The organism is Burkholderia sp. Tr-20390 (assembly GCF_017104595.1).
GTDB lineage: Bacteria > Pseudomonadota > Gammaproteobacteria > Burkholderiales > Burkholderiaceae > Burkholderia.
Window position 1 is genome coordinate 16970 of record NZ_JAAGPC010000061.1, and the last position, 23467, is coordinate 40436.

The window sequence follows — 23467 nt, forward strand, 5'->3', positions numbered from 1 at the left end:
CGCAGTCGCTTCGACGCGCGCCGCTCGCCGGTTCATGGCATCTTCAGCGCTCGGGTTCGCGTGGCGGCCCGTACGCGACGAAATCGCGCTCGACCGCGGACGCGTGCTCCGTTTCGATCGCGCCGCCGCGTGCGCCGGCTGCGTCGTCCGGCGCCGGCGTCGTGGCGGCCGGCGGTTCGGCGCGCCCGTCGATCAGCGCCTGCAGCGCATCACGTTCGAGCACTTCGCATTGCAGCAGCCGGCGCGCGATGCGTTCCAGCGCATCGCGACGTTCGCCGAGCGTGGCCGCGACGCGCGCATGCGCGTCGGTCAGCAGCGTATGCACCTCGTCGTCGATCATCCGCGCGGTGTGCTCGCTGCAGCGGCCGTCGCCCGCATGCCATACGCCCGGCATGCCGGTACGCGTGTCGCCGTCATCGAAAGTCACGAGCCCGATCTTCTCGCTCATCCCGTACTGCATGACCATGTGGCGCGCCATCGCGGTCGCGCGCTCGAGATCGTTCTGCGCGCCCGTCGACACGTCGCCGAACACGAGTTCCTCGGCAGCGCGGCCGCCGAGCAGCGCATCGATCCGGTCGAGCAGCTCGCTTCGGCGCAATACGTAGCGATCCTCGGTCGGTACCTGCTGCGTGTAGCCGAGCGCCGCGACACCGCGCGGAATGATCGACACTTTCTTCACCGGATCGCAATGCGTGCGACTTTCCGCGACGAGCGCGTGTCCGGCCTCGTGATACGCAATGGTCAGCTTCTCCTGCGCGTTCATCACGCGGCTCTTGCGCTCGAGGCCCGTCAACGCGCGGTCGATCGCCTCGTCGAAATCGGCCATGCCGATTGCCTGCTTGCCGAGTTCGGCCGCATGCAGCGCCGCCTCGTTGACGACGTTCGCGAGATCCGCGCCGACGAAGCCCGGCGTGCGCGATGCAAGTTCGCCAAGATCGACGTCGTCCGCGAGCTTCACGCGCTTCACGTGCACGCCGAGGATCTGCCTTCGGCCATTCACGTCGGGCCGGTCGATCGCGATGTGGCGATCGAAGCGGCCCGGCCGCAGCAGCGCGGGATCGAGGATCTCCGGCCGGTTCGTCGCGGCCATGATGATCACGCCGGAACCGGCCTGGAAGCCGTCCATCTCGACGAGCAACTGATTGAGCGTCTGCTCGCGTTCGTCGTTGCCCGACATCGGGCCGACGCCGCGCACCTTGCCGAGCGCATCGAGCTCGTCGACGAACACGATGCACGGCGCCTTCTGTTGCGCCTGCTCGAACAGGTCGCGCACGCGCGCCGCGCCCACGCCGACGAACATCTCGACGAACGCCGAGCCGCTGATCGAGAAGAACGGCACGGCCGCCTCGCCGGCCACCGCGCGCGCAAGCAGCGTCTTGCCGGTGCCCGGCGCGCCGACCACGAGCACGCCCTTCGGGATCTTGCCGCCGAGCCGCTGGTAGCGGTCGGGGTTGCGCAGGAATGCGACGAGCTGCTGCAGCTCGGCCTTCGCTTCGTCGATGCCCGCGATATCGTCGAACGTGATGCCGGTTTCCTGCTGCACGTACACCCGCGCCCGGCTCTTGCCCATCCCGGTGAAATCCTGCAGCCCGCCGCGCCTGCGCAGCATCATGTTCCAGATGAACACGAACAGCACGAGCGGCAGCAGCCACGACGCAAGCGATGCGACCCAGCTCGTGTCGGGCGCACCGTGATAGCGGATGCCGGCGGCGGTCAGCGTGTCGGTCAGGTGCTCGTCGGTCACGCGGTTGGTCGTGAAGCGCCACGGCGCGCCGGCCTGTCGCACGGCCGCGGCTTCGGATGCCGGCAGCATCGTGCCGGCCTGCGGCATCTTCAGCGTGCCCGAGATCGATACGGGGCCGACTTCGAGATCGTCGACGAGCCGGGCGGCGACGAGCTGATGGAAATCGCTGTACGCGATCGGCGCCGACGTCGGGCGCAGCATCAGCAACTGCGCGGCGAACAGCACGAAGAAGCCCGCCGCGATCAGCAATCCCGGGTAGTCGAATTTCCTGTCCATGGCGTCGGGCCGGACGTGCGCGCTACGCTTGCGTTGCGCGGCACGGCGGACGGGTGCGGGCACGCGCGCAACCGGCGCGCGCCATCGGCGGCCATGCGGAAGCGGCATTCATGCGCGCCATCGTCGCCTCGCTTCATCGCCTCGTTCGTCGCATCAATGGCTCCGCGGCGACGCCGTCGGCCGGCGCCGCCGCGCAATCCTCGCCCGGGCGGCACGCTTGCGACGCGCCGCCCCTGAATCCAGTCTAGTTCGCGCACGGGCGTCGCGCATGGCCCGGGACGCGCGTCGAATCGTCCGACAAACGCCTTTCATCCGCCCCCGTTGCCGCGTTATAGTCGCGTTCGTGACATTTTTGTGACAGACGGATCGCGCCAGCCCATCCGTAACCGGGGCCGTTGCTTTCCATCCCGCGGCGCGGCAGCCTGTGCGACGCCGCCGCGCGTCACGCCCCCGTCCACCCGCCCATTCGAGGAACCCACGACGTGAACGACACCCCCGATCGCCCCGACGACCTTCCCGCCGATCCCGACCGCCGCCGCGTGCTCGGCGGCCTCGCCGCGCTCGGTGCGGGTGTCGCGCTCAGCGGCTGTGAAACCACCGCAGGCAACGCGCCGCGTTCGGCCGCCGACCTGCGCATCGACGAAGCGTTGCGCCAGCGCGTGCGCCACATCGTCGTGATCTATGCGGAAAACCGCAGCTTCGCGAACCTGTACGGCGATTTCCCCGGCGTGCGCCATCCTCTGAGCGAGGTGCGGCCCGAGCATGCGCAGCAGCTCGATCGCGACGGCAAGACGCCGCTGCCCGTGCTGCCGAAGATCTGGGGCGGGCTCGTGCCGCAGGCGCAGGAAGTGGACGGCAAGCGCTACGCGATCGCCGAGCGCGACATCGACAAGCTGCCGAACGCGCCGTTCCTGATCAAGGACGCACAGGGCAACGCACTGCCGAACGGCGTGATCACGCGCGACCTGTGGCATCGCTTCTACCAGAACCAGATGCAGATCGCGGCCGGCCGCAACAACCAGTTCGCCGCGTGGGCCGATTCGGGTGGCCTCGTGATGGGCCACTATCGCAATTCGGCCGACACGCTGCGGCTGTGGAATCTCGCGCGCCAATACACGCTGTGCGACAACTTCTTCATGGCGGCATTCGGCGGGTCGTGGATGAACCACATGTTCCTGATCTCCGCGCAGCCCCCGCTGTATCCGGACGCGCACAAGCATCCGCATGCGGCGAAACTGCTGTCGAAGGTCGAAGGCGACGATCCGACCGGTACGCGCCTGAAGCTCGCCGACAATTCGCCGGCGTCCGCGCTCGACGGCCCGCCGAAGTTCGTGGCCGACGGCCCGCTGACGCCGGACGGCTACGGCGTGAACACGATGGCCCCGCCGTACCAGCCGAGCTACGTGCCGCCGCCCGATCCGGGCAACGCCGCGTATGCGGATCCGGCCGACCATCGCGTGATGCCGCCGCAGGGCTATGCGACGATCGGCGATCGCCTGTCGGAAAAGAACATCGACTGGGCGTGGTACAGCGGCGCATGGCAGTACGCGCTCGAGCATCGCGACACGGGCACCGTGCCCGATTTCCAGTACCACCACCAGCCGTTCAACTATTTCGTGAACTACGCGCCGGGCACCGACGCGCGCCGCAAGCACCTGCGCGACGCGGGGCTCGGCGACGAGCCGTCGACCAACCACTTCATCGCCGACATCGACGCGGGCCGCCTGCCGGCCGTCACGTTCTACAAGCCGCAGGGCAACCTGAACATGCACGCGGGCTACGCGGACATCGAATCGGGCGACCGTCACATCGCGACCGTGATCGACCATATCCGGCGCGGGCCGCAATGGGACCACACCGTGATCGTGATGACGCACGACGAGAACGGCGGCTGGTGGGATCACGTCGCGCCGCCGGAAGGCGACCGCTGGGGCCCGGGTTCGCGGATTCCGGCGCTCGTGATCTCGCCGTTCGCGAAGAAGGGCTTCGTCGATCACACGCTGTATGACACGAACTCGATCCTGCGCTTCATCAGCCGCGTGCACGGGCTCGCGCCGCTCGACGGCGTGGTTGCACGCAACAAGGCGTTCGCCGCGCGCGGCGCGACGCCGCCGGGTGATCTGACGAATGCGCTCGATCTGGGCTAAGCGCCGACTGGCCTGACTGGTTGGCCGCCTGGTTGCTTGAAACGACGACGCCCCGGGCGATGTGATTGCCCGGGGCGTCGTTCATTTCGCGCCTGAAAGCGCTAAGCGGCGCGGCGCACTGCGTTGCACTCCACCTGCGCAGCGTGACGCCCGGCCTGCCGGCCGAAGAACGTCGCATCAGCCAGCGACAGCCCCGAGCTGTACCCGGCGCCCCAGCGCGGCAGCCCGCAGGTCGTGCGGCCCGCCGCATAGAGCCCCGGCACCGGCGCGCGCGCCGCATCGACCACCTGCCCGGTCGGCAGCGTATCGAGCCCGCCGAGCGTGAAGTGCGGGTAGAACGCATAGTCGATCCGGCAATCGAGCGCGACGAACGGCGGCTCGATCAGCGGCTGCAGCCACTTCCTCGCCTTGTGGAACAGCGGATCGGTGCCGTCGGCCGCATGGCGGTTGTAGACGTCGACGGTCGCCGTCAGCGTGCCGGCCGGCATCTGCAGGTCGCGCTCGACTTCCTCCCACGTTTCGCCAGCCGCCGCGATGCCGATCCGCGCGATCGCGGGCGGCTCCTGGTAGGTGGCGTGGTCGACGAGCAGGTAGATCCGGTCGTCGGCCTGATGGAACGCGTGATGGCCCGTGCGGCCGTGATAGCCGTCCTCGTTGATGAAACGCTGGCCGCGCGCGTTCACGAAGATCCCCTTGATCAGCGATTCGGGCGCGTAGAACGGCAGGCTGACGAAGCCTTGATCCATGTGAATCGCCGCGCCGCCCGCGCTCTGGCCGAGCAGGATGCCCGAGCCGTCGTCGCCGGGGCTGCCGATCGGCTCGTCCGAGCGCAGGAACTGCGGTGCATGCCGGCGCACCATCTCGCGGTTCATCGCGAAGCCGCCCGCGCACAGGATCACCGCGCGACGCGCCCGTACGAATGCCGTCTCGCCATAGGCGCGCAGCACGACGCCGCACACCGCGCCGCCGTCGTCGACGATCAATGCGAGCGCGCGCGTGTCGTAGCGCGTCGCGACGCCGAGCGCCGCCACGCGTTCGGCCAGCACGCGCATCAGCATCTGGCCGCCGCCCCAACCCGGCCATTGCGGCGTGTGCCCGCGCGGGCACGGCTTCGCGGCCTCGCTGAACGGCCAGGCTTCCTCGCTGCCCGACCAGATCAGGCAATCGTCGGTTTCCGGTTCGACGATCCGCTCGGCGATGAACGTGTTCTTGTACGTGAGGCCCTGCGCGACGAGCCAGTCGTGGTGCGCCAGGCTGTGGTTCGCGTAGAGGCGCACTTTCGCCTCGTCGGCGTCGCGGCCGCCGGCCAGCATCAGGTAGCGGTACAGATCCTCGGTGTCGTCGGTAAAGCCGGCCTGCCGTTGCGCGGGTGTGCCGCCGCTGCCGCCGAGGTAGATCTCGCCGCCCGACAGCGCGCTCGTGCCGCCGTAGCTGGACGCGCGCTCCACGATCAGCGTGTCGGCGCCGGCGCTCGCGGCTTCGATCGCCGCGCAGGCGCCGGCCGCGCCGAAGCCGGCGATCACGACATCGTGTTCGGCGTCCCAGCGATGCACGTCGCGGGTGTTCAGGGGGTGAGTCAGGGAATAGTCGGATGACATGAGGAATGGGTCAGCGTTTGGGGAAATCTGCGGAAAGCGATGGATGTGGCGAGGGACTGACGCGGACGTTGCCGCGGGCCCCGTTGCCGAGGCGGACGTACGACGGGTGCGCGTGCAACGCTCACGTCCGTCTCTCGTCCGGTTGAAGTCGAAGCGCGTGAAGCGGGATCGGCGCGCGGCGACTCCACCGTTGCCGTAGCGAATCGCATCCATACGCCATCGCGCCCGCGCCGCGCGGCGCGCGGCCGCGCCGGTGTCACATGCCGCGCATCGCGGCAAAACCGAAGTGCGACGGATCGATCGGCACGCAACCGGTCGGCAGGCCGTTCGCGTCGACCGAACGGCATTGCAGGATGCCGGCCGCATACGGCGGCGACGGGACCTGATCGGCGCCGTATCGCGCCATCGCCATGGCAGCGAACGTCCCTATCGCCAATACGCACAGCTTGCGAGTCGTCAGTCTCATGATCGTCGTCCCCTCCGGTTGTCCGCTGGTGCGGTTCGTGTCCGGCGTGCATCACATGCGGCACCGGATGACTGCACGGTAGCCAGCGCCCGGCCGCCGGCCATCGTCCATTTCGACTAGGGGCAAACGCTGAGCGGACGATGCGCTGCCTGACGCATCGCAACATCGCGCGCCGCGGCTTCGCCCACGCGGAGGAAACGCGGCACGTCGCCCGCCTGCCGCAGCCGGCCGCACGAATCGTCAGACGCATCTCGCACACCGGTCGCCGCACCGCACCATCCCTGCGCCCTCACGTGACACGTGGCGGCCTGCCCCGGTGTTTTCCCCGACCCGCGCCCTGCTCCGTATGGATGATGAATCCCGGCCTGCGCGATGCGAACCTGCGCGTCGACGTCGCAATGCCGCCGCGTCGGCCCGCCTTGCGCGGCCGACGCGTTCCGTTCTTCCACGGGAGCCCACGCATGACCGATTCCAATCCCCGCCACGCGCTGTACGAACTGGCGTGCCGCTACGCGCAAGCCGTCGACCGGCGCAACTGGCCTCGCCTCACCACGCTCTTCACGCCCGATGCCGCCCTGGCCGGCCCCGGCTTCCGCTTCGACGACCGCGACGCGATCGTCGCGGGCATGCGTGTGATCGAGCGCTACGAAGCGACCCAGCATCACGTGCACAACCAGCTCGTCACGCTCGACGGCGGCGAGGCCGAGGTAGAAACCTACGGCGTCGCCTGCCACGTCTACGTGCGCGACGGCGTGAAGCGCAAGCTCGACTGGGGGCTGCGCTATCGCGATCGTTGCGTGGTCGACGGCAGCACGTGGCGCTTCGCCGCGCGCACGCTGCACGTCGACTGGGCCCAAGACCTGCCGCTGGAGGGCTGAACGATGCGCACCTCCGCTCCCCTCGCCGGCCGCACTGCACTCGTCACGGGCGGCGCCGGCGGCATCGGCGCGGCGTGCGCGCACGCGCTCGTCGCCGACGGCGCGGCCGTCGTGCTGATGGGCCGCCGCCGCGACGCGCTCGAACGCACGCAGCGGCAATTGACCGACGCCGTGCCCGGCAGCCGCGTCGCGATCCATGCGGGCGACGCCTGTGACGAAGGCGACCTGCAGGCCGCGCTCGACTGCGCGTGGGCGCTCGACCATCGCCTCGACATCGTCGTGCCGACGGTCGGCGGGGCGGGCTTCCGGCCGCTGCTGCTGCACGACGCCGACACGTTCCGCGCCGAAATCGACCTGAACCTGCACAGCGCGTTCGCCGCGATCCGTCATGCCGCGCCGCGGCTCGCCGACAGCGGCGGCGGCGCGATCGTCTGCATTTCGTCGACGGCCGCGCAGATCAATTTCCGCTGGCTGTCCGCGTACTGCACCGCGAAGGCCGCGCTCGAAGCACTCGTGCGCGGCGCGGCCGAGGAACTGGCCGGCGCGAGGATCCGCGTGAACGCGGTGCGCCCGGGCCTCACGCGCTCGGAAGCCACCGCGCCGATGTTCGACAACCGCGCGCTCGTCGACAGCTTTCTCGAACAGATCCCGCTCGGCACGCTCGGCGAACCCGAAGCGATCGCGCATGCGGTGCGCTATCTCGCCGGCCCCGAGTCGGGCTGGGTGACCGGCCAGAGCTTCGCGGTCGACGGCGGCCATGAGCTGCGCACCAACCCGCGCGTCGACGACACGATCGCGCGGATCTACGGCACGGCCGCGCTCGACGCGATCAAGGCCGGCCGCGTGCCGGGCACCGCATGAGCGCGCGCCTTCTTTCAACGTCAAAGGAATCCGACCGACCATGAATCGAGTCGCAAACAAGGTCGCGCTGGTCACCGGCGCGGCAAGCGGCGTCGGCCGCGCGGATGCGCTGCTGCTCGCCGCCGAAGGTGCGCGTGTCGTGCTGACCGACATCGACGAGGACGCGGGCCGTGCGCTCGCTCGCGAGATCGGCGACGCGGCGCTGTTCGTCCGCCACGACATCGCCGACGAAGCCGGTTGGCAGCACGCGATCGCATCGACGCTCGACCGCTTCGGCCGCCTCGACGTGCTCGTCAACAACGCGGCGATCTGCCCGGTCGGTTCGATCGAGGACACGAGCCTCGACACGTGGCGGCGCGTGATGCGTACCAACGCCGATGGGTATTTCCTCGGCTGCCAGTACGCGATCGGCGCGATGAAGGGCAACGACACGCCAGGCTCGATCGTGATGATGTCGTCGGTCGCCGCGCTCGGCGGGCTGCCGATGATGTGCGCGTACACCGGATCGAAAGGCGCGGTGACGGCACTCGCGCGCAGCGTCGCCGTGCACTGCAAGCGCAGCGGCTACCGGATCCGCTGCAACTCGATCCATCCGGACGGGATCTGGACGCCGATGACGCAGGCGCTGATGCCCGATCTCGACCCGGCCGCGCTCGGCATCGGCAGCGATCCGATGGCGCGCATGTGCGACCCGCAGGACGTCGCGAATCTCGTGCTGTTCCTCGCGTCCGACGAATCGCGTTTCGTGAACGGTGCGGAGCTGCGGATCGACAACGCGCAACTGGTGTCGTCGCTGTGACGCGGCTCACTGCTGTCCCGTTCAAAGGAGTCCATCGATGATTTCATTCACCGGCAAGACCGTGCTGGTCACCGGCGGCGGCGCGGGCATCGGCCGTGCGTGCGCGGAAGCGTTCGGCGCGGCCGGCGCGCGCGTCGCGGTAGCCGAGATCGACCCGGCCCGCGCGCACGACGTGCGCCAGGCACTCGAAGCGGCGGGCGTCGATGCGCTCGTCGGCACCGTGGACGTCACGCGTCGCGACGAGGTCGATGCATTCGCGCGCACCGTCGACGCACGCTTCGGCGGCCTCGACGTACTCGTCAACAATGTCGGCGATTTCCTGCAGATCGCGAAACCGTTCGACGACTGCACCGACGACGACATCGCGCGGCTGTTCGATGTGAACCTGCGCCAGGTCTTCATCGTCACGCGCGCGATGCTGCCGTTGCTGCGCAAGCGCGGCGCGGGCAGCAGCATCGTCGGCGTGTCGTCGATCGAAGGCTTTCGCGCGATTCCGAACTGCACCGTGTACGCGTCGTTCAAGGCCGCGCTGACCGGCTTCACGAAGAGCCTTGCTCTCGAACTCGGGCCGGCCGGCATTCGTGTGAACCAGATCGCTCCCGAAACCACCGAGACGCCGCAGGTGCCCGTCAGCGCGATGGTCGCGGCCGAGCATCACGGGCACATCCCGCGCTGGATCCCGCTCGGGCGCTTCGGCGCGGCCGGCGATATCGCGGGCGCCGCGCTGTTCCTCGCGAGCCCGCTCGCTGCCTGGATCACCGGCACGACGCTGCATGTCGACGGCGGCGCGCTCGCGGCGGCCGGCTGGTATCGCGACCCGAACGGCTTCTGGACCAACCTGCCCGTCGTCACGGGCAACGGCTTCAACTTCTGAGCGGCACCGCTCGCCTGTTCATTTCACGCGGCGAAATGGCGCCGCTTTCGGAGACATCATGAAGATCCTGATCGTCGGCGGCACCGGCCTCATCGGCGGCCATGCCGCGCTGCACCTGCACGCGCAGGGCAACCCCGTCACGCTCGCCGCGCGCAAGCCGCCCGCCCCCGGCAGCGCGCTCGCGCGGTTCGACGTGCTGCTGCGCGACTACGTCGCCGGCAACTTCACGCGCGACGACCTCGCACCGTTCGACGCGGTGGTGTTCGCGGCCGGCAACGACATCCGCCACCTGCCGCCCGGCACCGACGAAGCCGCGCACTGGGAACGCGCGAACGTCGATGCGGTGCCGCGCTTCTTCGCGCTGGCGCGCGAGGCAGGCGTGAAGCGTGCGGTGCTGGTCGGCAGCTTCTATCCGCAGGTCGCGCCGGCGCTCGTCGACACGGTGCCGTACGTTCGCTCGCGCCATCTCGCCGACGAACGCGTGCGCGCGCTCGCGACGCCGTCGTTCGCCGTGTGCAGCGTCAACGCGCCGTTCGTCGTCGGGTCGGTGCCGGGGCTGCGCAACGAGATGTTCGCGGCGTACACCGGCTACGCGCAGGGCCAGTTCGCGGGGCTGCCCGTGTTCGGGCCGGCCGGCGGCAGCAACTTCATCTCGACGCAATCGCTGTCGGAAGCGATCTGGGGGGCGTTGCAGCGCGGCGAAGCGGGCAAGGCGTACCTCGTCGGCGACGAGAATCTCAGCTTCGCCGATTACTTCGCGGCCTTCTTCCGCGCGGCCGGCAATCCGCAGGACGTGCCGTCGCTCGACCGGGAGCATCCGCTGCTGCCCGACATGGCGATCTACACGGGGCGCGGCAACGTCGTGTCGTACGAGCCCGATCCGGCCGACAGCGCGCTGCTGCGCTACCGGCGCGGCGACGTGCAGCGCGCGGTGGACGAGGTCGTCGCGCATTGCCGCGCGCAGTAAGCGAACGGCGCGTGTGTGGAGCCGATGCAAAAACGTCCCGCCGCCGGCGATGCATGCCGGCGGCGGGACGTCAGGATGACTACGCGAATGCGAACCGTCAGGCGCCGATGCGCTGCTCGATCTTCTTCATCGTATCGGACATTTCGGCCGGCAGGCGCAGCTTCAGCATATCGAACAGCGCCGCATGAAGCTTCAGCTCCTCGCGCCATTCGTCGGCGTTCATCGACGTCACCGCATCGAACTGATCGCGCGTGAAATCGAGGCCGTCCCAGTGCAGGTCCTCATACGCGGGCGACACGCCGAACGCATGCTCGCCGCCGCCACCGGTGCCTTCGAGACGATCCAGCATCCACTTCAGCACGCGCATGTTCTCGCCGAAGCCCGGCCACACGAACTTGCCGTTCGCATCCTTGCGGAACCAGTTCACGCAGTAGATTTTCGGCAGTTTCGCGCCCGCGCCTTCGAGCTGCTTGCCGAGCTTGAGCCAGTGCGCGAAATAATCGCTGACGTTGTAGCCGCAGAACGGCAGCATCGCGAACGGATCGCGACGCACGATGCCCTGCTGGCCGACCGCCGCGGCGGTGGTTTCCGAGCCCATCGTCGCGGCCATGTACACGCCTTCGACCCAGTCGCGCGCCTCGGTCACCAGCGGCACGGTCGTCGAACGGCGGCCGCCGAAGATGAATGCATCGATCGGCACGCCGGCCGGGTTCTCCCAGTCGCCGTCGATCGACGGACACTGCGCGGCCGGCGCCGTGAAGCGCGAATTCGGATGCGCGGCCTTGCGGCCGGTTTCCTTGCCGATCTCCGGCGTCCACGGGTTGCCCTGCCAGTCGGTCAGCTTCGCGGGCGGCGTGTCGGTCAGCCCTTCCCACCACACGTCGCCGTCTTCCGTCAGCGCGACGTTCGTGAAGATCACGTTCTCGGTGAGCGTCGAGATCGCGTTCGGGTTCGTCTTCACGCCGGTGCCCGGCGCGACGCCGAAGAAGCCCGCTTCCGGGTTGATCGCATACAGTCGGCCGTCGCGGCCCGGCTTCAGCCACGCGATGTCGTCGCCGATCGTCGTGACCTTCCAGCCGTCGAAGCCCTGCGGCGGAATCAGCATCGCGAAGTTGGTCTTGCCGCACGCGGACGGGAACGCAGCCGCGACGTGATATTTCTTGCCGGCCGGCGACGTCACGCCGAGGATCAGCATGTGTTCGGCGAGCCAGCCCTGGTCGCGGCCCATCGTCGACGCGATACGCAGCGCGAAACACTTCTTGCCGAGCAGCGCGTTGCCGCCGTAGCCCGAGCCGAAACTCCAGATCTCGCGCGTCTCGGGGAAATGCACGATGTACTTGACCGGGTTGCACGGCCACGGCACATCCTGCTGGCCGGCTTCGAGCGGATGGCCGACGCTGTGCACGCACGGCACGAACTCGCCGTCCTCGCCCAGCACGTCGTACACCTCACGACCCATGCGCGTCATGATCCGCATGTTCACGACAACGTACGGGCTGTCGGACAGTTCGACGCCGACGTGCGCGATCGGCGAGCCGAGCGGGCCCATCGAAAACGGCACGACGTACAGCGTGCGGCCGCGCATCGAGCCGCGGAACAGGCCGTTGAGCGTCTCGCGCATTTCGGCGGGTTCGATCCAGTTGTTGGTCGGGCCGACGTCGTCCCGCGAGGCCGCGCAGATGAACGTGCGATCCTCGACGCGCGCGACGTCGGACGGATCGGATTGCGCGAGATACGAGTTCGGGCGCTTCGCCGGGTTCAGGCGCGTGAGCGTGCCCTGGTCGACCATCGCCTGGCACAGCGCGTCGTTTTCTTCCTGCGAACCGTCACACCACACGACACGCTCGGGCTCCGTCAGCGCCGCGATACGCGACACCCAGTCGATCAGCTTGCGATGTTTGACGAAAGCCGGCGGAGCGATCAGCGGGCCGTGTGTTGCTTCGGCCAAAGTGTTTTGCGACATGAGGATGTCTCCAGATTATTGGGCGGGGATGGGGGTTGCGGGGCGAGCCCGCGAGATGGGGTATGCGATTGGAGCGCAGGGTGCGGCGGCGCGCAGGACGGGACGCGCGAGCGGAGCGCGCGTCGATGCCGCGATGCGTGCGAGAGAAGGTGATGTCTCTTTAGTAATTGCGAACGCGAGTTTCGCCATACAAGCAACCTGCCGTACAACTCCATGACGGCCAGCATACCATCGCCGTTATTCGGCAAACGTTGCGTTGCAACAAGAAACAACTATGTCGGCGCGCCGGCACGCCGGTTGCATGTGCGTGCTTTTTACAGCACCGTGGCGCGCGCTTTGGGGACGAAACGGCCAGAACGGCCGTCCGGCAAGGGTTTCGCGGAAGCGGCAAATTTGCCGCACCGCTCCCGCGTGAGGCCCACGCGAGCGCGGGCCGGGCGAATTCACGTTTTCGCTACTCAGGCAAACCCTGAATTAGGTTGCGTACACAAACATCTGACGTGAGCGTGTCGCAGGCACCCCTGCTCAAAACGGCGCGCCGGGCAATCCGGGGTAATACGCGCCTGCCGCCATCCCGCCGTCGACGGCCAGCTCGGCGCCGTTGCAGTACGACGCTTCGTCGCTCGCGAGGAACAGCGTCGCGCGCGCGATTTCGTCGGGCAGGCCGACGCGTTGCAGCGGCACGTTCGCATAGTGCTGGTTGATTTCCTCGAGCGGCGCGCCGGTCGGGTTCGACATCGCGGTGTTCACGCCACCCGGATGGATCGAATTCACGCGCACGCCCTGATGGCCGAGTTCGAGCGCCGCGACCTTCGTCAGCCCGCGCACGCCCCATTTGCTCGACACGTACGCGGCCAGCGCGTTCACGCCGCGCAGCCCGTCCACCGACGAGATGTTGACGATCGACCCGCTCTTCTGCGCGATCATGCGTGGCGCGATGGTCCGGATGCCGACGAACGTCCCGACGAGGTTGATCGACACCGCGCGCTCGAAATCGCGTTTCGACAGCTCCGTGATACCGCCGAACGTCAGCACGGCTGCATTGTTGACCAGTACGTCGATCCGGCCGAACTGCTCCATCGTCGCTTCGGTCACGCGCGCCCAGCTCGCTTCGTCGGCGACGTCGAGCCGCATGAAGCGCGCCGCGTCGCCGAGCTCGCGCGCGAGCGCTTCGCCTTGCGCATCGAGCACGTCGCCGATCACGACGCGCGCGCCCTCCGCGACGAACAGCCGGCACGTCGCCGCGCCCATGCCACGCGCACCACCCGTGACGATCGCTACCTTTCCTTCCAGTCGACCCATGTCGTCCTCGCTTCGATTCCGGTTTGCCGGTGGCCGCGCGCAGGCGTGCGCGTGCTCGCCGGTTCATGATTGGCACGCGGCAAGCACCGCGCGCCGTCGGCCCCCGCCGTCAGCCCCAGTAAGCCTGCCCGCCGTCGAGCGGCAGCGTCGCGCCCGTCAGGTAGGCGGCATCGCGGCTCGCCAGAAACACGATCGCGCGCCCGATGTCCTGCTCGCAGTCGCCGACGCGGCCGAGCGGAATCGTGCGGAAAAACGCCGCGGCTTCCTGCGGATTCGCGTCGACCCAGCCTTTCAGGCCCGGCGACAACGCGTGCGGCGCGACCGCGTTCACGCGGATGCCGTCCACGCCCCATTCGCAGGCCGCCGCGCGCGTCAGCGCACGAATCGCCTCCTTGGTCGCCGCATACGCGCCGTAGCCCGACGCATCCCAGCGCACCGCGGCCGACGACGCGAAATTGACGATCACGCCGTCGCCCTTCAGATACGGATGGCACGCGCGCATCATGCGCAGCGTCGCGATCGGCCCCGATTCGAGCCCCGCCAGGAAACTCGAGTCGGTCACGTCGAGCAGACGGCCGAGCGGCACGACCTGCGCGTTGTTGATCAGGATCTGCACGCCACCGAACCGTGCGACGACGTTGTCGACGCATTGCTCGATCTGCGTCGCGTCCATCACGTCGCAGACGAACGGCTCGGCCACGCCGCCGCGCGCACGGATCGCCTCGCAGGTCGCGAGCAGCTTGTCGAGGGTGCGGCCGACCACCGCGACGTGCGCCCCTTCCGCCGCGAGCGCCTGCGCGACGCCCTGGCCGACGCCCTGCCCCGCGCCCGTCACGAGCGCGACCTTGCCTGTCAGGATGCCCATGCGTGCTCCTCAGGCGACGATCGCCGGATGCGCCTGCACGGGCCCGCCGAGCAGTTCGCGGTAAGAAGGCGGCTGCTTGCCGTCGAGATCGGCGATGCCGTACCGCAGCGCGGCTTCCGCGCCGACGAGCACCTGCCCCGACAGCGCCATGCGCTGCGGATCGCCGTGGATCGCGTGAATCACGCGGCCCGTGAATTCGGGGCTTTCCGCGACGAGCGAGAAATCCTTGTACAGATCCGGGTGTTCTTCCCACACGCGCGTCGTGCGCTCGGTGCGCAGCGGGCCCATCCAGATCGACACGGCCGCGACGTCGAACGGCTTCAGGTCGACGGCCATGTCCTTCGCGAACTTGTCGACGCCGGACTTCTGCGCGCCGTACGCCGCGCCGTGCATGTAGCAGCTCGCGCCGAACGACGACGTGAACGCGATCAGCCCGCTGCGGCGGCGCGCCATCAGCCGCGCCGCGTGCCAGCTCGCGACATAGGCCGAGCGCAGCCCGACATCGAGGATGTTGACGAGATCGAGCGACTTCTCCCAGAACGGGCCCGGCAGGATCAACTGATCGTGCAGGTAGGTCGCGTTGTTCACGAGGATGTCGAGCCGCCCGCTTTCGCGTTCGACACGCTCGAACAGCGCCTGCACCTGGGCGTCGTCCGCGTGGTCGCAGGCCACCGCGATTCCGCGGCCGCCGAGCGCATCGATCTCGCGCGCGGTTTCGTGGATCGTGCCGGGCAGCGGCGCATCGCCTTCGTTCTGCGAGCGGCCCGTCACATAAACGGTCATGCCGGCCGCGCCGAGCGCGCGCGCGATGCCCTTGCCCGCGCCGCGCGATGCGCCCGTCACGACGGCGACCGGCGCCTCGTGGTTCTGTGTCATGTTCGATGTCTCCTGTGGAATGTGCTGGGCGCCACGTGAATGGCGTTCGCGTGCGTCACGCGGCCGCCGGCGGCTGCGTGCCGGCGAACAGCACGCCCGGCGCATCGCCTTCGTAGCGGGCCGACAGCGTCGACGTGACGACGCAGCGCGTGCCCGCGATCTTCCATTCGCCGTCGACCTTCCGGTATTCGTCGTCGTAGTACGCGCCGAGCTGCGTGAGCGTGCGCGCGTTCGTGTCGATTATCTGGTAGTGCAGGCCCCACGTGCCGCGTGCATGCGTCGCGTCGAGCACATCGATCTCGGGATTCACGCCGTGGTGCATCTCGACGATGTGCGGATGGCAGCCGAGTTGCGCGAAGACGTCGACGAGCGCGTCGCGTGTATCGAACGTGCCGATCCGGCCGTAGTCGATCTGCACGGGGCCGGGCGCGAAGCAGTCGCGCATCCCTTCCGGATCCTTGCGGTCGCAGCAGGTGAAGTAGCGCGCCTTCAGCCGGCGAATTGCGTCGGCGTCCTCGAGCCGGCGCACGCGCGCTTCCAGCGATTCGATGAGGGTCATCCTGTCTCCTTGTTCGGTGCCGGCGCGGTTCGAAGGCCGCGTCGATGCCACGTTACCGCCGCGCGATGCGTCGGCCATCACCCGTTCGGATGAAATCCGTGATTCGTTTCGGCCGTGCTGTTTGCGCGTGTCGGCGGCATTCGTCCGAACAGACGATGTGATGCAGGCGGCTTCGTTCCTACCATCGAACGACACCACCACGAGACCCGGCGATGGACGACACGACCCGCACGCTCCATGAGTACGAGCAGATCCGACAGTTGAAGTACCGGTATTTCCGCGCGGTCGACACGCACGACTGGGCGCTGCTTGCCGATTGCCTGACCGACGACTGCGAGGCGCGGCTGTATGGCGGCCGCTATGCGTACGATGGCCGCGACGCGTTCGTGTCGAGCCTGCGCGCGCTGATCGGCAAGCCGACCTTCCTGACGATGCATCACGGCCATCACCCCGAGCTCACGCTGGTCTCGGCCGATCACGCGTGCGGCGTGTGGTTTCTCGAGGATCACGCAATCAATCTTGAGGATAACTACCTGCTGCACGGCACCGCGTTCTACGACGACCAGTACGTGAAACGCGATGGCGTGTGGCGCATTCACGCGATGCGTCACGAGCGGCTGTTCGAAACCGTTACGTCGCCGATTCCGCCGTCGTTCACGCTGACCGCGAACCGGTTCGCGCCGGGCGCGCACCAGGCGGCCGGATCGCCTGAAACCGCTTCCTGAATCCCGGCGGCAATGCCGCCGATCCTGTCATTCCCCTCTGGAGCCGGAGCAATGGAGAAAGTCATTTATGTGTTGTGGCGCGATACGCAGGCCGCGCCCGATCAGTGGAGCCGCACGGTGCGCGCGCAGCTAGCCGACAAGCTGCTGTCGCTCGGTGCGCACGGCGTGCAGGTGAACGTCGCCGATGCGGATGTCGCGCCGGCCGCCGGCCTGAAGCAGACCAACACGCACCCGGGCATCGACGGGATCGTCGCGGTGTGGGTCGATAGCGCGAATGCGATGTTCCGCCAGCCGTTCGACGACGCGGTGCGCGCCGTGGTCCCGCACATGGCGGCGTATCTCGTTACCGAGTCGCAGCCGATTCCAAATACGCGCTATCCGGCGCGGTCGGGCGAGCGGACGACGGGTTTTTCGCAGCTCGCGTTTCTGAAGCGTCCGCCGCGGCTGACGCATGAAGCGTGGCTCGATGTGTGGCACGGGCATCACACGCGCGTCGCGATCGATACGCAGGATAACTTCCTGTACGTGCAGAACGTCGTCGTGCGGGCGCTCACGCATGCGGCGCCGGGGTACGACGCGATCGTCGAGGAATGCTTCCCCGCTGCGGCGATGACCGATCCGCATGCGTTCTTCGATGCAGTCGGCGATGACGAGAAGTTTCAGCGGAATGTAGCGGAGATGATGGACAGCTGTGGGCGCTTCATCGATTTCGACAAGATCGATGTGGTGCCGACGAGTCAGTATGTGGTGAAGGCGGTGCGGGGGTGAGGTCGGGGGATCGCGTGGTGCGGTCGCCTACGTCTGGCTGTTCACCTGGCGTCGTCGCTACCGCGAGCAATTGCAGGCCGAAACGACATCCTTGATTCCCGTGGCGGTGGTCCATGAGACGCTGCCGACGCACGTGGCGATGACGTCGGAAGCACGGAACGTCGGCAATCCGACTGCGCGAGCCGGGACGATCGAGCTTCGAATCGGCAGCGTAGTCGTCAAGGTCGACGGCGCCGTTGATGCCAACGCGCTCCGGATCGTATTGGGAGCGTGCGATCGCGATCTCTCTACCCACGGGTACACGCGTCTGGCGGGTGGCAGGCGTCACCGACATGCGCTGCGGATTCCAAGGCCTGCCGACGAAGGTACAGACGGCGCGCGAAGAGAATCCGCTGGGTGGCAACGGCTTACCGAGCTTGCTCAACACGATGGTGTTCACGCACATCCCGGCAAGCCTGTTTCAGGCTATGGCGTCCAGAGAACAGCGTGCGTGGCTCCGCTCGCAGTATTCGCGACGCCAACCACTTGTCCGTGATCGTTAATCCCCAAAGCTCGGCTGAAGGTACCACCCGGGAGCGTACCGAGATCGGACATCACCCCGTCTTGAAACAGAAAAGCATGCAAGGCGCCGCTTGCGGTGCTCGCCTCGCCGACCACCGCACCGCGGTTGTTAATTCCGAAAGCTGCGCTATAAGTGCCACCGGGGAGCATACCGAGATCGGACATTACCCCGTTGCGAAGCAGAAAGGCGTGCAGGGGCCCGTTCGCGGTGCTCGCCTCGCCGACCACCTCGCCGCGGTTGTTGACCCCGAAAGCTGCGCTATAAGCGCCACCGGGGAGCGTGCCGAGGTCTGACATCACCCCGCTTTCAAACAAGAATGCATGTGCGGGCCCGGTTGTGGCAACCGCCCAACCCACGATTTGGCCGCGGTTGTTGATCCCGGTCGCGACGCTAAAAGCGGCACCGGGGAGCCAGGTCAACCCACCGTCTTCATACAGAAAAGCCGCTGAATGTGGACGACCGTGTCTGGGGCCAGAGTTGCCGACCACCTGGCCGCGATTGTTGATGCCGGTAGCGTCGACGAAGCTGTCAATACTGATGTTCAGGCCGGTCATCACCCCTTTATCAAACAGAAAAGCGTCCGTAGGCCCGAAGCTCCTGATAGTCGAACTTCCGACCACTTGGCCTCGCTCGTTAATCGCGTAAGCTTGGCTGGATCCGCTACCGGAGAGCGTGCCGAGGTCGGTCATCACCCCACTTTCAAACAAGAAGGCATGCGTGCCCCCGCTCGCGATGTCCGCTTGGCCCACCACTTGGCCGCGATTGTTGATCCCGGCAGCCCGGCTAGAGTTGCCACCGAGCGTGCCCAGGTCTCGTATGGTGACACTTTGGGCGTAGGCAGGCTGGAAGGCCGCGACAACCAAAAGGGCGAAAGCCATCAGGACGTGGTGAACGTAGTAGCGCACACCGCTATTTACTTTGCGTGCGGATTCCATCTTGATCCTCTTCCTGGGACATGGCCCACCTCGCGATCTGTCGCAGCCAGGGCCAATGCTGCCGCGAAGGCTACCGACAGACGGTTCGGATACGTCGTACTCATGACGCGCGCACCGATCAGGTCCAACTGACTGGAGCTGTGCGGGCTTTGTCTACAAACGCACAACCCTCGGCCCCTCCGGCGCCTGCGTATCCAAGCTATAGACGTGCCCGATGTGTTTGGGCATTGATTCCATTGAAAAAAACCCGGCGATTGGTTATGGCGTGGTTGAGAAAATCGAAATATGTTTCATGCACGACACGGCGCGGACCTCGCCAAACCGTGGAGCGTAGACGAAGAGCCTCTTTGCGCTCGTCGATATTGGCTTCCGGCGAAACGCGATGTGTTTCAACGCTGAAACTCGGCCAAGCTCGGACACCGGCGGACAAATCGCGATCGTCTCCATGATTGGCGATCGCGGACGCGATCTCATGCGACGTCCAGGTTAGCCCGGGATCATGCATGCCGAGCGCGCGGAGCGGGAAACGGCCTTGGCGAGGCGCTTACGATGGTCGTCAAGTACCTCGACCAGAAGATCGTTGCGGTGAAATACCGGTCGGGCGCGGATTCGAACCAGGTTTGCCATGGTTTGCTTCTTTTGCGTTGACCGGTTGAATCTGCAATCCGATTCAGTCGACCGTGGTCGCCTCTGAGCCGCGGGTCGCCGGTCGCCTCCCAACAACTTCGATGTCCATTTGCGACCCAAGCAGCCGGCCAGACTATCGAATGAGGTCAATCAATGATTGCACTTTGGCGATATCAGGGCACGGTTAATCAGCAACTGCGCACCATCCGCCCATTGGTCCGGATTAGCGTCAATGTAAGCGTGGACCGCATTCAGTTCGTCATGTGTTGAACGCAGCCCGGATTCGTCACAGACGAGTCCCAGCGTACGCGCATATTCGGCGCTTCCGTGGATATAGCCCGTGACGTACGCAGCAAGCTGAGATGTAGACGAACCTTTGTCAGTCAACGCTTGATTCAGGCCTTTTCTCAGTTCCTCAACGCCAAGCGCAAAACAACTCCGCGTCGCAATCAGCGCGACGATGAAAACGAATACCGATTTCCCTCGCATCTCGAAGTTTCCTGTCAAATGACCGAAGTTGGCCGAGGGCAGCCAGAGCCGTTAGCCGTGGCCGACTCGACGCGATCCTTCAGACTTACGGTTTGCGGTCTTTCAACTAAGGCAACCAAAGTTTTTTCAGCTCTGTCGTTCGTTGTTCCGTCAGATTGGTCAGACACGACGCTACGATCGCCGCACGCAATGTTCCATGTTGAAAGATGCGATCCTGAACCTGACAGTCTGCATCACGGAACTTGATCCATTGTCGTTGTGCGGCCACTAACGCAGCTCTCGCATCGGCCCGCTCGGTGTCGGAACCCAAGAGATCAAGAGCGGCCCGGTAAGCGTCGTTTAGCTGCGCGTCAGCTCCAACGAAACCTTGATGCGCACAAACAGCACTATCGGCACCCGATCCGTCGTCGTGACAAACAGGCTCTTGTGAGTTTGCCATCGTCGTGAAGCTGGCGGCAGCGAGGCAAAGGATCATCGATAGCGTGCGTCTCTTCATTTGGGAGCCTCTGTTCCGTGGCGGTTACCGAACGGAAATAACGTGCTTCTGTCTTTCTCCGGAACTAGCGCCGACTCGCTGGCGATCCGCGCACGAACGCCGATACTGCCTCCACGACACCGTCCGCCAGTGGCAGATCCGGGTTCGAATAAGCAGCGAGGTTTTCTTGCAGATCCGCCGTGCGGACCGTCTTGAGAACATGATTGGCGTCGGCGATCAGCGCCATTTCGGCCTGCGGATTGGCTCGCCGTAACAGTTCCGCGTCTTGTACGGTAACCTGGATATCCCGCGCGCCCTGCACGATCAGCACGGGCTTCATGTAATCGGCCAGCAGTGCTGCGGGGTCGATGGTCAATTCGCTCATCAGGAAGCGCTGGACTTGCGGCCTGAACACCGGCATGAGCGCCGGATCGACGCCGGTCGCGTCTACCCCATTTCCCGCTTCCAGGGAATCGAGGATCCGCATTGCATTTTCCAGGATCGGCGCATTTGCAGGGTTCGATTGCAGTTGCTGCCGCAATACGGGCCCGAGCGGACGCCCCGCCGCGGCAATCAAGATCAGGCCGGCAATGTCGGCCGATTGCCGCGCCGCCAGCAACGCCACCAAACCGCCCTCGCTGTGCCCCAACACCCATACGCTGGAAGCACCTGTCCGTGCGCGGATGGCGGCTACCCACGAATGGACGTCCGCCGCGTAGTCGTCGATCACGACATCATTGGCATCCGGTATCGCCGACGCGCTGCCGTACATGCCGCGCTTGTCGATTCGTACCGACGCGATCCCTTCTTCGCACAATCCTTCCGCGAGCAACCGGTACGTCGACGCCTGAAGCCAGCTCGGCGCGTTGCCATTTCTGTCGGTCGCGCCGGAGCCCGGCACGATCAGCACCACCGGCATATCGCCGGTGTCCGGGGACAACAGCGTGCCCTTCAACGGACCGGCAGGGCCCGGCGCTTCGATTTCCGTCTGCATGGATTAAAAGCCCCCTGGCAATGAGCTACCGACAATCGCTCCAACAGTGCAGCTCACGGCGCCTTGGCCAAAGCCAGAATGGCCGTCACCGCATCGTCCTCGATTCCCTTGATATCCGACGGGAACCGATTCCTTTGCGGTATCAACACGATAAGCCCCTCGATCTGCGCCGTCACGAGCGCCGCGCGCCGGATGCGTACCGCTTGCGGCAGCGCCGGGTTCACGCCCTCGATGAGGCCGGCGATCACGCCGCGTTGAAATTCATACCCCTCCTCGAGCATCTTCCGCGCGAACTCTTGCGTTTGGGCGAGTGCCCAGAAGTTCACGAACAGGCTTTGGGTCTTGGGCTGCTTTCCGTCTTCGAGCAACAGCCGGACCACTTTCTCCAGCCGGCCCTCGGGTGTCAGCGACGTGTCCGCGTGCACGCCGTCGTACGTATTGGCGTATGCCTCCCGCGTCACGGTAAGGATGGCCGCGAAGATGTCTTCGCGCGTGGGAAAGTAGTGCTGCAGGTTCGACAGCGCCAATCCCGCCTTTGCCGCGACCTTCCGCATGGTCAGCCCGCCGTAGCCTTCGTCCACGAAGATCTCGATCGCACTGGCCATAATCTTGTTCACAGCGTTCTTGCCGCGTTCGGTCAAGACGCGTCCGTTATCGAGAGCCGCCCTCTTCAAGAATTCCTCCTGCTGCCCCGTGAGCGCATGCTCGGGGCGATGGTGCCGATGGCGCGTCGGCGCCGCTGATGCCCGGTCGCAGACCACACGCACCGTATCCGCTCCATGCACGGGGAGTGGTGATATAGGTTGGTCGACCGGATTTTGCAAAACATCGGTGCCCGACTCGGGGTCGTGTCGGTTCCACTGCCGGGACCGAAAGGCCGAACCTGACGGGCGACATTCTACGCAGGATTGAAACTCCGCGGAGAGGCACCAATATCGATTGACGAGCGTACACATGACTTGTTCGATACCCGTCACAAAATGGGTCGATCGACACATTCTCGTCGATGCGACTGAACGTCCTTGACTCCCCGCGCTCCCGTCCCTTTGCCACCCCCATGACAAAACATCTATACTTGGACAATCCATCGACCGGCACGCCGAAGCATACGAACCCGAGCGCGCCCCCGATTCCCCGGCCCAAATTTGCCCGGAGCGACATGAGCGACTACCCCGTTTTCGACACGCTTTGCGATCTGCTGAACACGTCCGGCGCGCGGTTCCGTGTGCTGGCGCATCCGGCCGAAGGGAAATCCGACGCCATCGCCGCGCTGCGCGGCACGCGCCCCGAACAGGGCGCGAAGGCGATGCTCTGCACGTTCAAGGATGGCGGCGACACCACCGCGCTCGCGGTGATTCCCGGCCACCTGAAGATCGATTTCCGCAAGGTCGCCGATGCGGTCGGCCGCCGCAAGGCCACCCTCGCGTCGCCCGACCTCGCGGCCACCGTCACGCGCTGCGTGATGGGCGCCGTGCCGCCGTTCGTGTTCGACGCCCGCGTGACGCTCGTCGTCGACCCCGCCCTGGTCGAACGCAACACCGAGATCGCGTTCAACGCGGGCCGCCTCGACCGCTCCGTCGTGCTCGACGCGGCCGACTACGTGCGGATCGCGCAGCCCCTGCTCGCCGACATTACCCGGCCGGAAGCGGCGGACGGCGAGTAACACGCCGGTTGCCCCTTCCCCCGCAGCCGTCGCCTCGATCCGAAACCTGACCGC

General features: G+C 66.7%; 23 protein-coding genes. 9 read left to right on the forward strand and 14 right to left on the reverse strand.

Going from position 1 to position 23467, the window contains the following annotated elements; translation table 11 throughout:
- Positions 1-43 precede the first annotated feature (43 nt).
- Positions 44-2020 carry an ATP-dependent zinc metalloprotease FtsH gene (gene ftsH / locus G3N98_RS18385; protein WP_206148833.1) on the reverse strand — a complete coding sequence of 659 codons (1977 nt, stop codon included), beginning with the start codon at positions 2018-2020 and terminating at the stop codon, positions 44-46.
- A 482-nt stretch (positions 2021-2502) separates the two neighbouring features.
- Between ftsH and G3N98_RS18390 the strand changes: the two genes are divergently transcribed.
- The gene (locus tag G3N98_RS18390) at positions 2503-4167 is read left to right on the forward strand and encodes an acid phosphatase (RefSeq protein WP_206148834.1); all 1665 of its coding nucleotides are present in this window, start codon (positions 2503-2505) and stop codon (positions 4165-4167) included.
- Positions 4168-4268: 101 nt separating this feature from the next.
- Here G3N98_RS18390 and G3N98_RS18395 read toward each other — a convergent pair whose 3' ends face one another.
- Together G3N98_RS18395 and G3N98_RS18400 are read right to left on the reverse strand one after the other, a co-directional pair.
- Entirely contained in the window at positions 4269-5765 is a 1497-nt protein-coding gene (locus G3N98_RS18395) for an FAD-dependent oxidoreductase (RefSeq protein ID WP_206148835.1), read from the reverse strand.
- Between the two features lie 256 nt (positions 5766-6021).
- The gene (locus G3N98_RS18400) at positions 6022-6231 is read right to left on the reverse strand and encodes a hypothetical protein (protein WP_089427420.1); all 210 of its coding nucleotides are present in this window, start codon (positions 6229-6231) and stop codon (positions 6022-6024) included.
- Between the two features lie 461 nt (positions 6232-6692).
- Here G3N98_RS18400 and G3N98_RS18405 point away from each other — a divergent pair, with 461 nt between their 5' ends.
- The 5 genes from G3N98_RS18405 to G3N98_RS18425 are packed head-to-tail and all read left to right on the forward strand — an operon-like array spanning position 6693 to position 10610.
- On the forward strand, positions 6693-7109 hold the full coding sequence (locus tag G3N98_RS18405) for a nuclear transport factor 2 family protein (protein WP_206148836.1): 417 nt from the start codon (positions 6693-6695) through the stop codon (positions 7107-7109).
- 3 nt (positions 7110-7112) lie between these two features.
- Positions 7113-7970: an SDR family oxidoreductase gene (locus G3N98_RS18410; protein ID WP_206148837.1), complete on the forward strand. Its 858-nt coding sequence runs from the start codon at positions 7113-7115 to the stop codon at positions 7968-7970.
- A gap of 40 nt (positions 7971-8010) precedes the next feature.
- Positions 8011-8769 (forward strand): SDR family oxidoreductase, encoded by a 759-nt coding sequence (locus G3N98_RS18415; protein WP_089427418.1) that lies wholly within the window; start codon positions 8011-8013, stop codon positions 8767-8769.
- 40 nt (positions 8770-8809) lie between these two features.
- Entirely contained in the window at positions 8810-9643 is an 834-nt protein-coding gene (locus G3N98_RS18420) for an SDR family NAD(P)-dependent oxidoreductase (protein WP_206148856.1), read from the forward strand.
- Positions 9644-9701: 58 nt separating this feature from the next.
- The gene (locus G3N98_RS18425; RefSeq protein ID WP_206148838.1) at positions 9702-10610 is read left to right on the forward strand and encodes an NAD-dependent epimerase/dehydratase family protein; all 909 of its coding nucleotides are present in this window, start codon (positions 9702-9704) and stop codon (positions 10608-10610) included.
- A gap of 97 nt (positions 10611-10707) precedes the next feature.
- On the opposite strand, the gene G3N98_RS18430 is transcribed toward G3N98_RS18425, so the two are convergent.
- The 5 genes from G3N98_RS18430 to G3N98_RS18450 form a co-directional block, all read right to left on the reverse strand.
- The gene (locus G3N98_RS18430) at positions 10708-12573 is read right to left on the reverse strand and encodes a phosphoenolpyruvate carboxykinase (GTP) (RefSeq protein ID WP_175238460.1); all 1866 of its coding nucleotides are present in this window, start codon (positions 12571-12573) and stop codon (positions 10708-10710) included.
- A gap of 525 nt (positions 12574-13098) precedes the next feature.
- On the reverse strand, positions 13099-13875 hold the full coding sequence (locus G3N98_RS18435) for a glucose 1-dehydrogenase (RefSeq protein WP_206148839.1): 777 nt from the start codon (positions 13873-13875) through the stop codon (positions 13099-13101).
- A 109-nt stretch (positions 13876-13984) separates the two neighbouring features.
- Complete coding sequence (locus G3N98_RS18440) at positions 13985-14740, reverse strand: SDR family oxidoreductase (protein ID WP_206148840.1); 756 nt, start codon at positions 14738-14740, stop codon at positions 13985-13987.
- 9 nt (positions 14741-14749) lie between these two features.
- Positions 14750-15616 (reverse strand): SDR family NAD(P)-dependent oxidoreductase, encoded by an 867-nt coding sequence (locus tag G3N98_RS18445; RefSeq protein ID WP_206136582.1) that lies wholly within the window; start codon positions 15614-15616, stop codon positions 14750-14752.
- A gap of 55 nt (positions 15617-15671) precedes the next feature.
- Positions 15672-16175 (reverse strand): nuclear transport factor 2 family protein, encoded by a 504-nt coding sequence (locus G3N98_RS18450; RefSeq protein ID WP_206148841.1) that lies wholly within the window; start codon positions 16173-16175, stop codon positions 15672-15674.
- A 212-nt stretch (positions 16176-16387) separates the two neighbouring features.
- Between G3N98_RS18450 and G3N98_RS18455 the strand changes: the two genes are divergently transcribed.
- A complete protein-coding gene (locus G3N98_RS18455) occupies positions 16388-16900 on the forward strand; it encodes a nuclear transport factor 2 family protein (RefSeq protein WP_206148842.1) in 513 nt (170 codons plus the stop codon).
- 51 nt (positions 16901-16951) lie between these two features.
- Positions 16952-17668, forward strand: a complete 717-nt coding sequence (locus G3N98_RS18460) for an EthD domain-containing protein (RefSeq protein WP_206148843.1) — start codon at positions 16952-16954, stop codon at positions 17666-17668.
- Positions 17669-18133: 465 nt separating this feature from the next.
- On the opposite strand, the gene G3N98_RS18465 is transcribed toward G3N98_RS18460, so the two are convergent.
- The 6 genes from G3N98_RS18465 to G3N98_RS18490 form a co-directional block, all read right to left on the reverse strand.
- Entirely contained in the window at positions 18134-19165 is a 1032-nt protein-coding gene (locus G3N98_RS18465) for an HAF repeat-containing protein (RefSeq protein WP_241025961.1), read from the reverse strand.
- Positions 19166-19651: 486 nt separating this feature from the next.
- The gene (locus tag G3N98_RS18470; protein ID WP_206148844.1) at positions 19652-19792 is read right to left on the reverse strand and encodes a hypothetical protein; all 141 of its coding nucleotides are present in this window, start codon (positions 19790-19792) and stop codon (positions 19652-19654) included.
- Between the two features lie 150 nt (positions 19793-19942).
- Complete coding sequence (locus G3N98_RS18475; RefSeq protein ID WP_175238454.1) at positions 19943-20281, reverse strand: hypothetical protein; 339 nt, start codon at positions 20279-20281, stop codon at positions 19943-19945.
- Positions 20282-20387: 106 nt separating this feature from the next.
- Positions 20388-20777: a lysozyme inhibitor LprI family protein gene (locus G3N98_RS18480; protein WP_206148845.1), complete on the reverse strand. Its 390-nt coding sequence runs from the start codon at positions 20775-20777 to the stop codon at positions 20388-20390.
- Between the two features lie 64 nt (positions 20778-20841).
- Entirely contained in the window at positions 20842-21750 is a 909-nt protein-coding gene (locus G3N98_RS18485) for an alpha/beta fold hydrolase (RefSeq protein WP_206148846.1), read from the reverse strand.
- A 53-nt stretch (positions 21751-21803) separates the two neighbouring features.
- On the reverse strand, positions 21804-22391 hold the full coding sequence (locus G3N98_RS18490) for a TetR/AcrR family transcriptional regulator (protein ID WP_206148847.1): 588 nt from the start codon (positions 22389-22391) through the stop codon (positions 21804-21806).
- A 518-nt stretch (positions 22392-22909) separates the two neighbouring features.
- Here G3N98_RS18490 and G3N98_RS18495 point away from each other — a divergent pair.
- The gene (locus G3N98_RS18495; RefSeq protein ID WP_206148848.1) at positions 22910-23413 is read left to right on the forward strand and encodes a YbaK/prolyl-tRNA synthetase associated domain-containing protein; all 504 of its coding nucleotides are present in this window, start codon (positions 22910-22912) and stop codon (positions 23411-23413) included.
- Positions 23414-23467 lie beyond the last annotated feature (54 nt).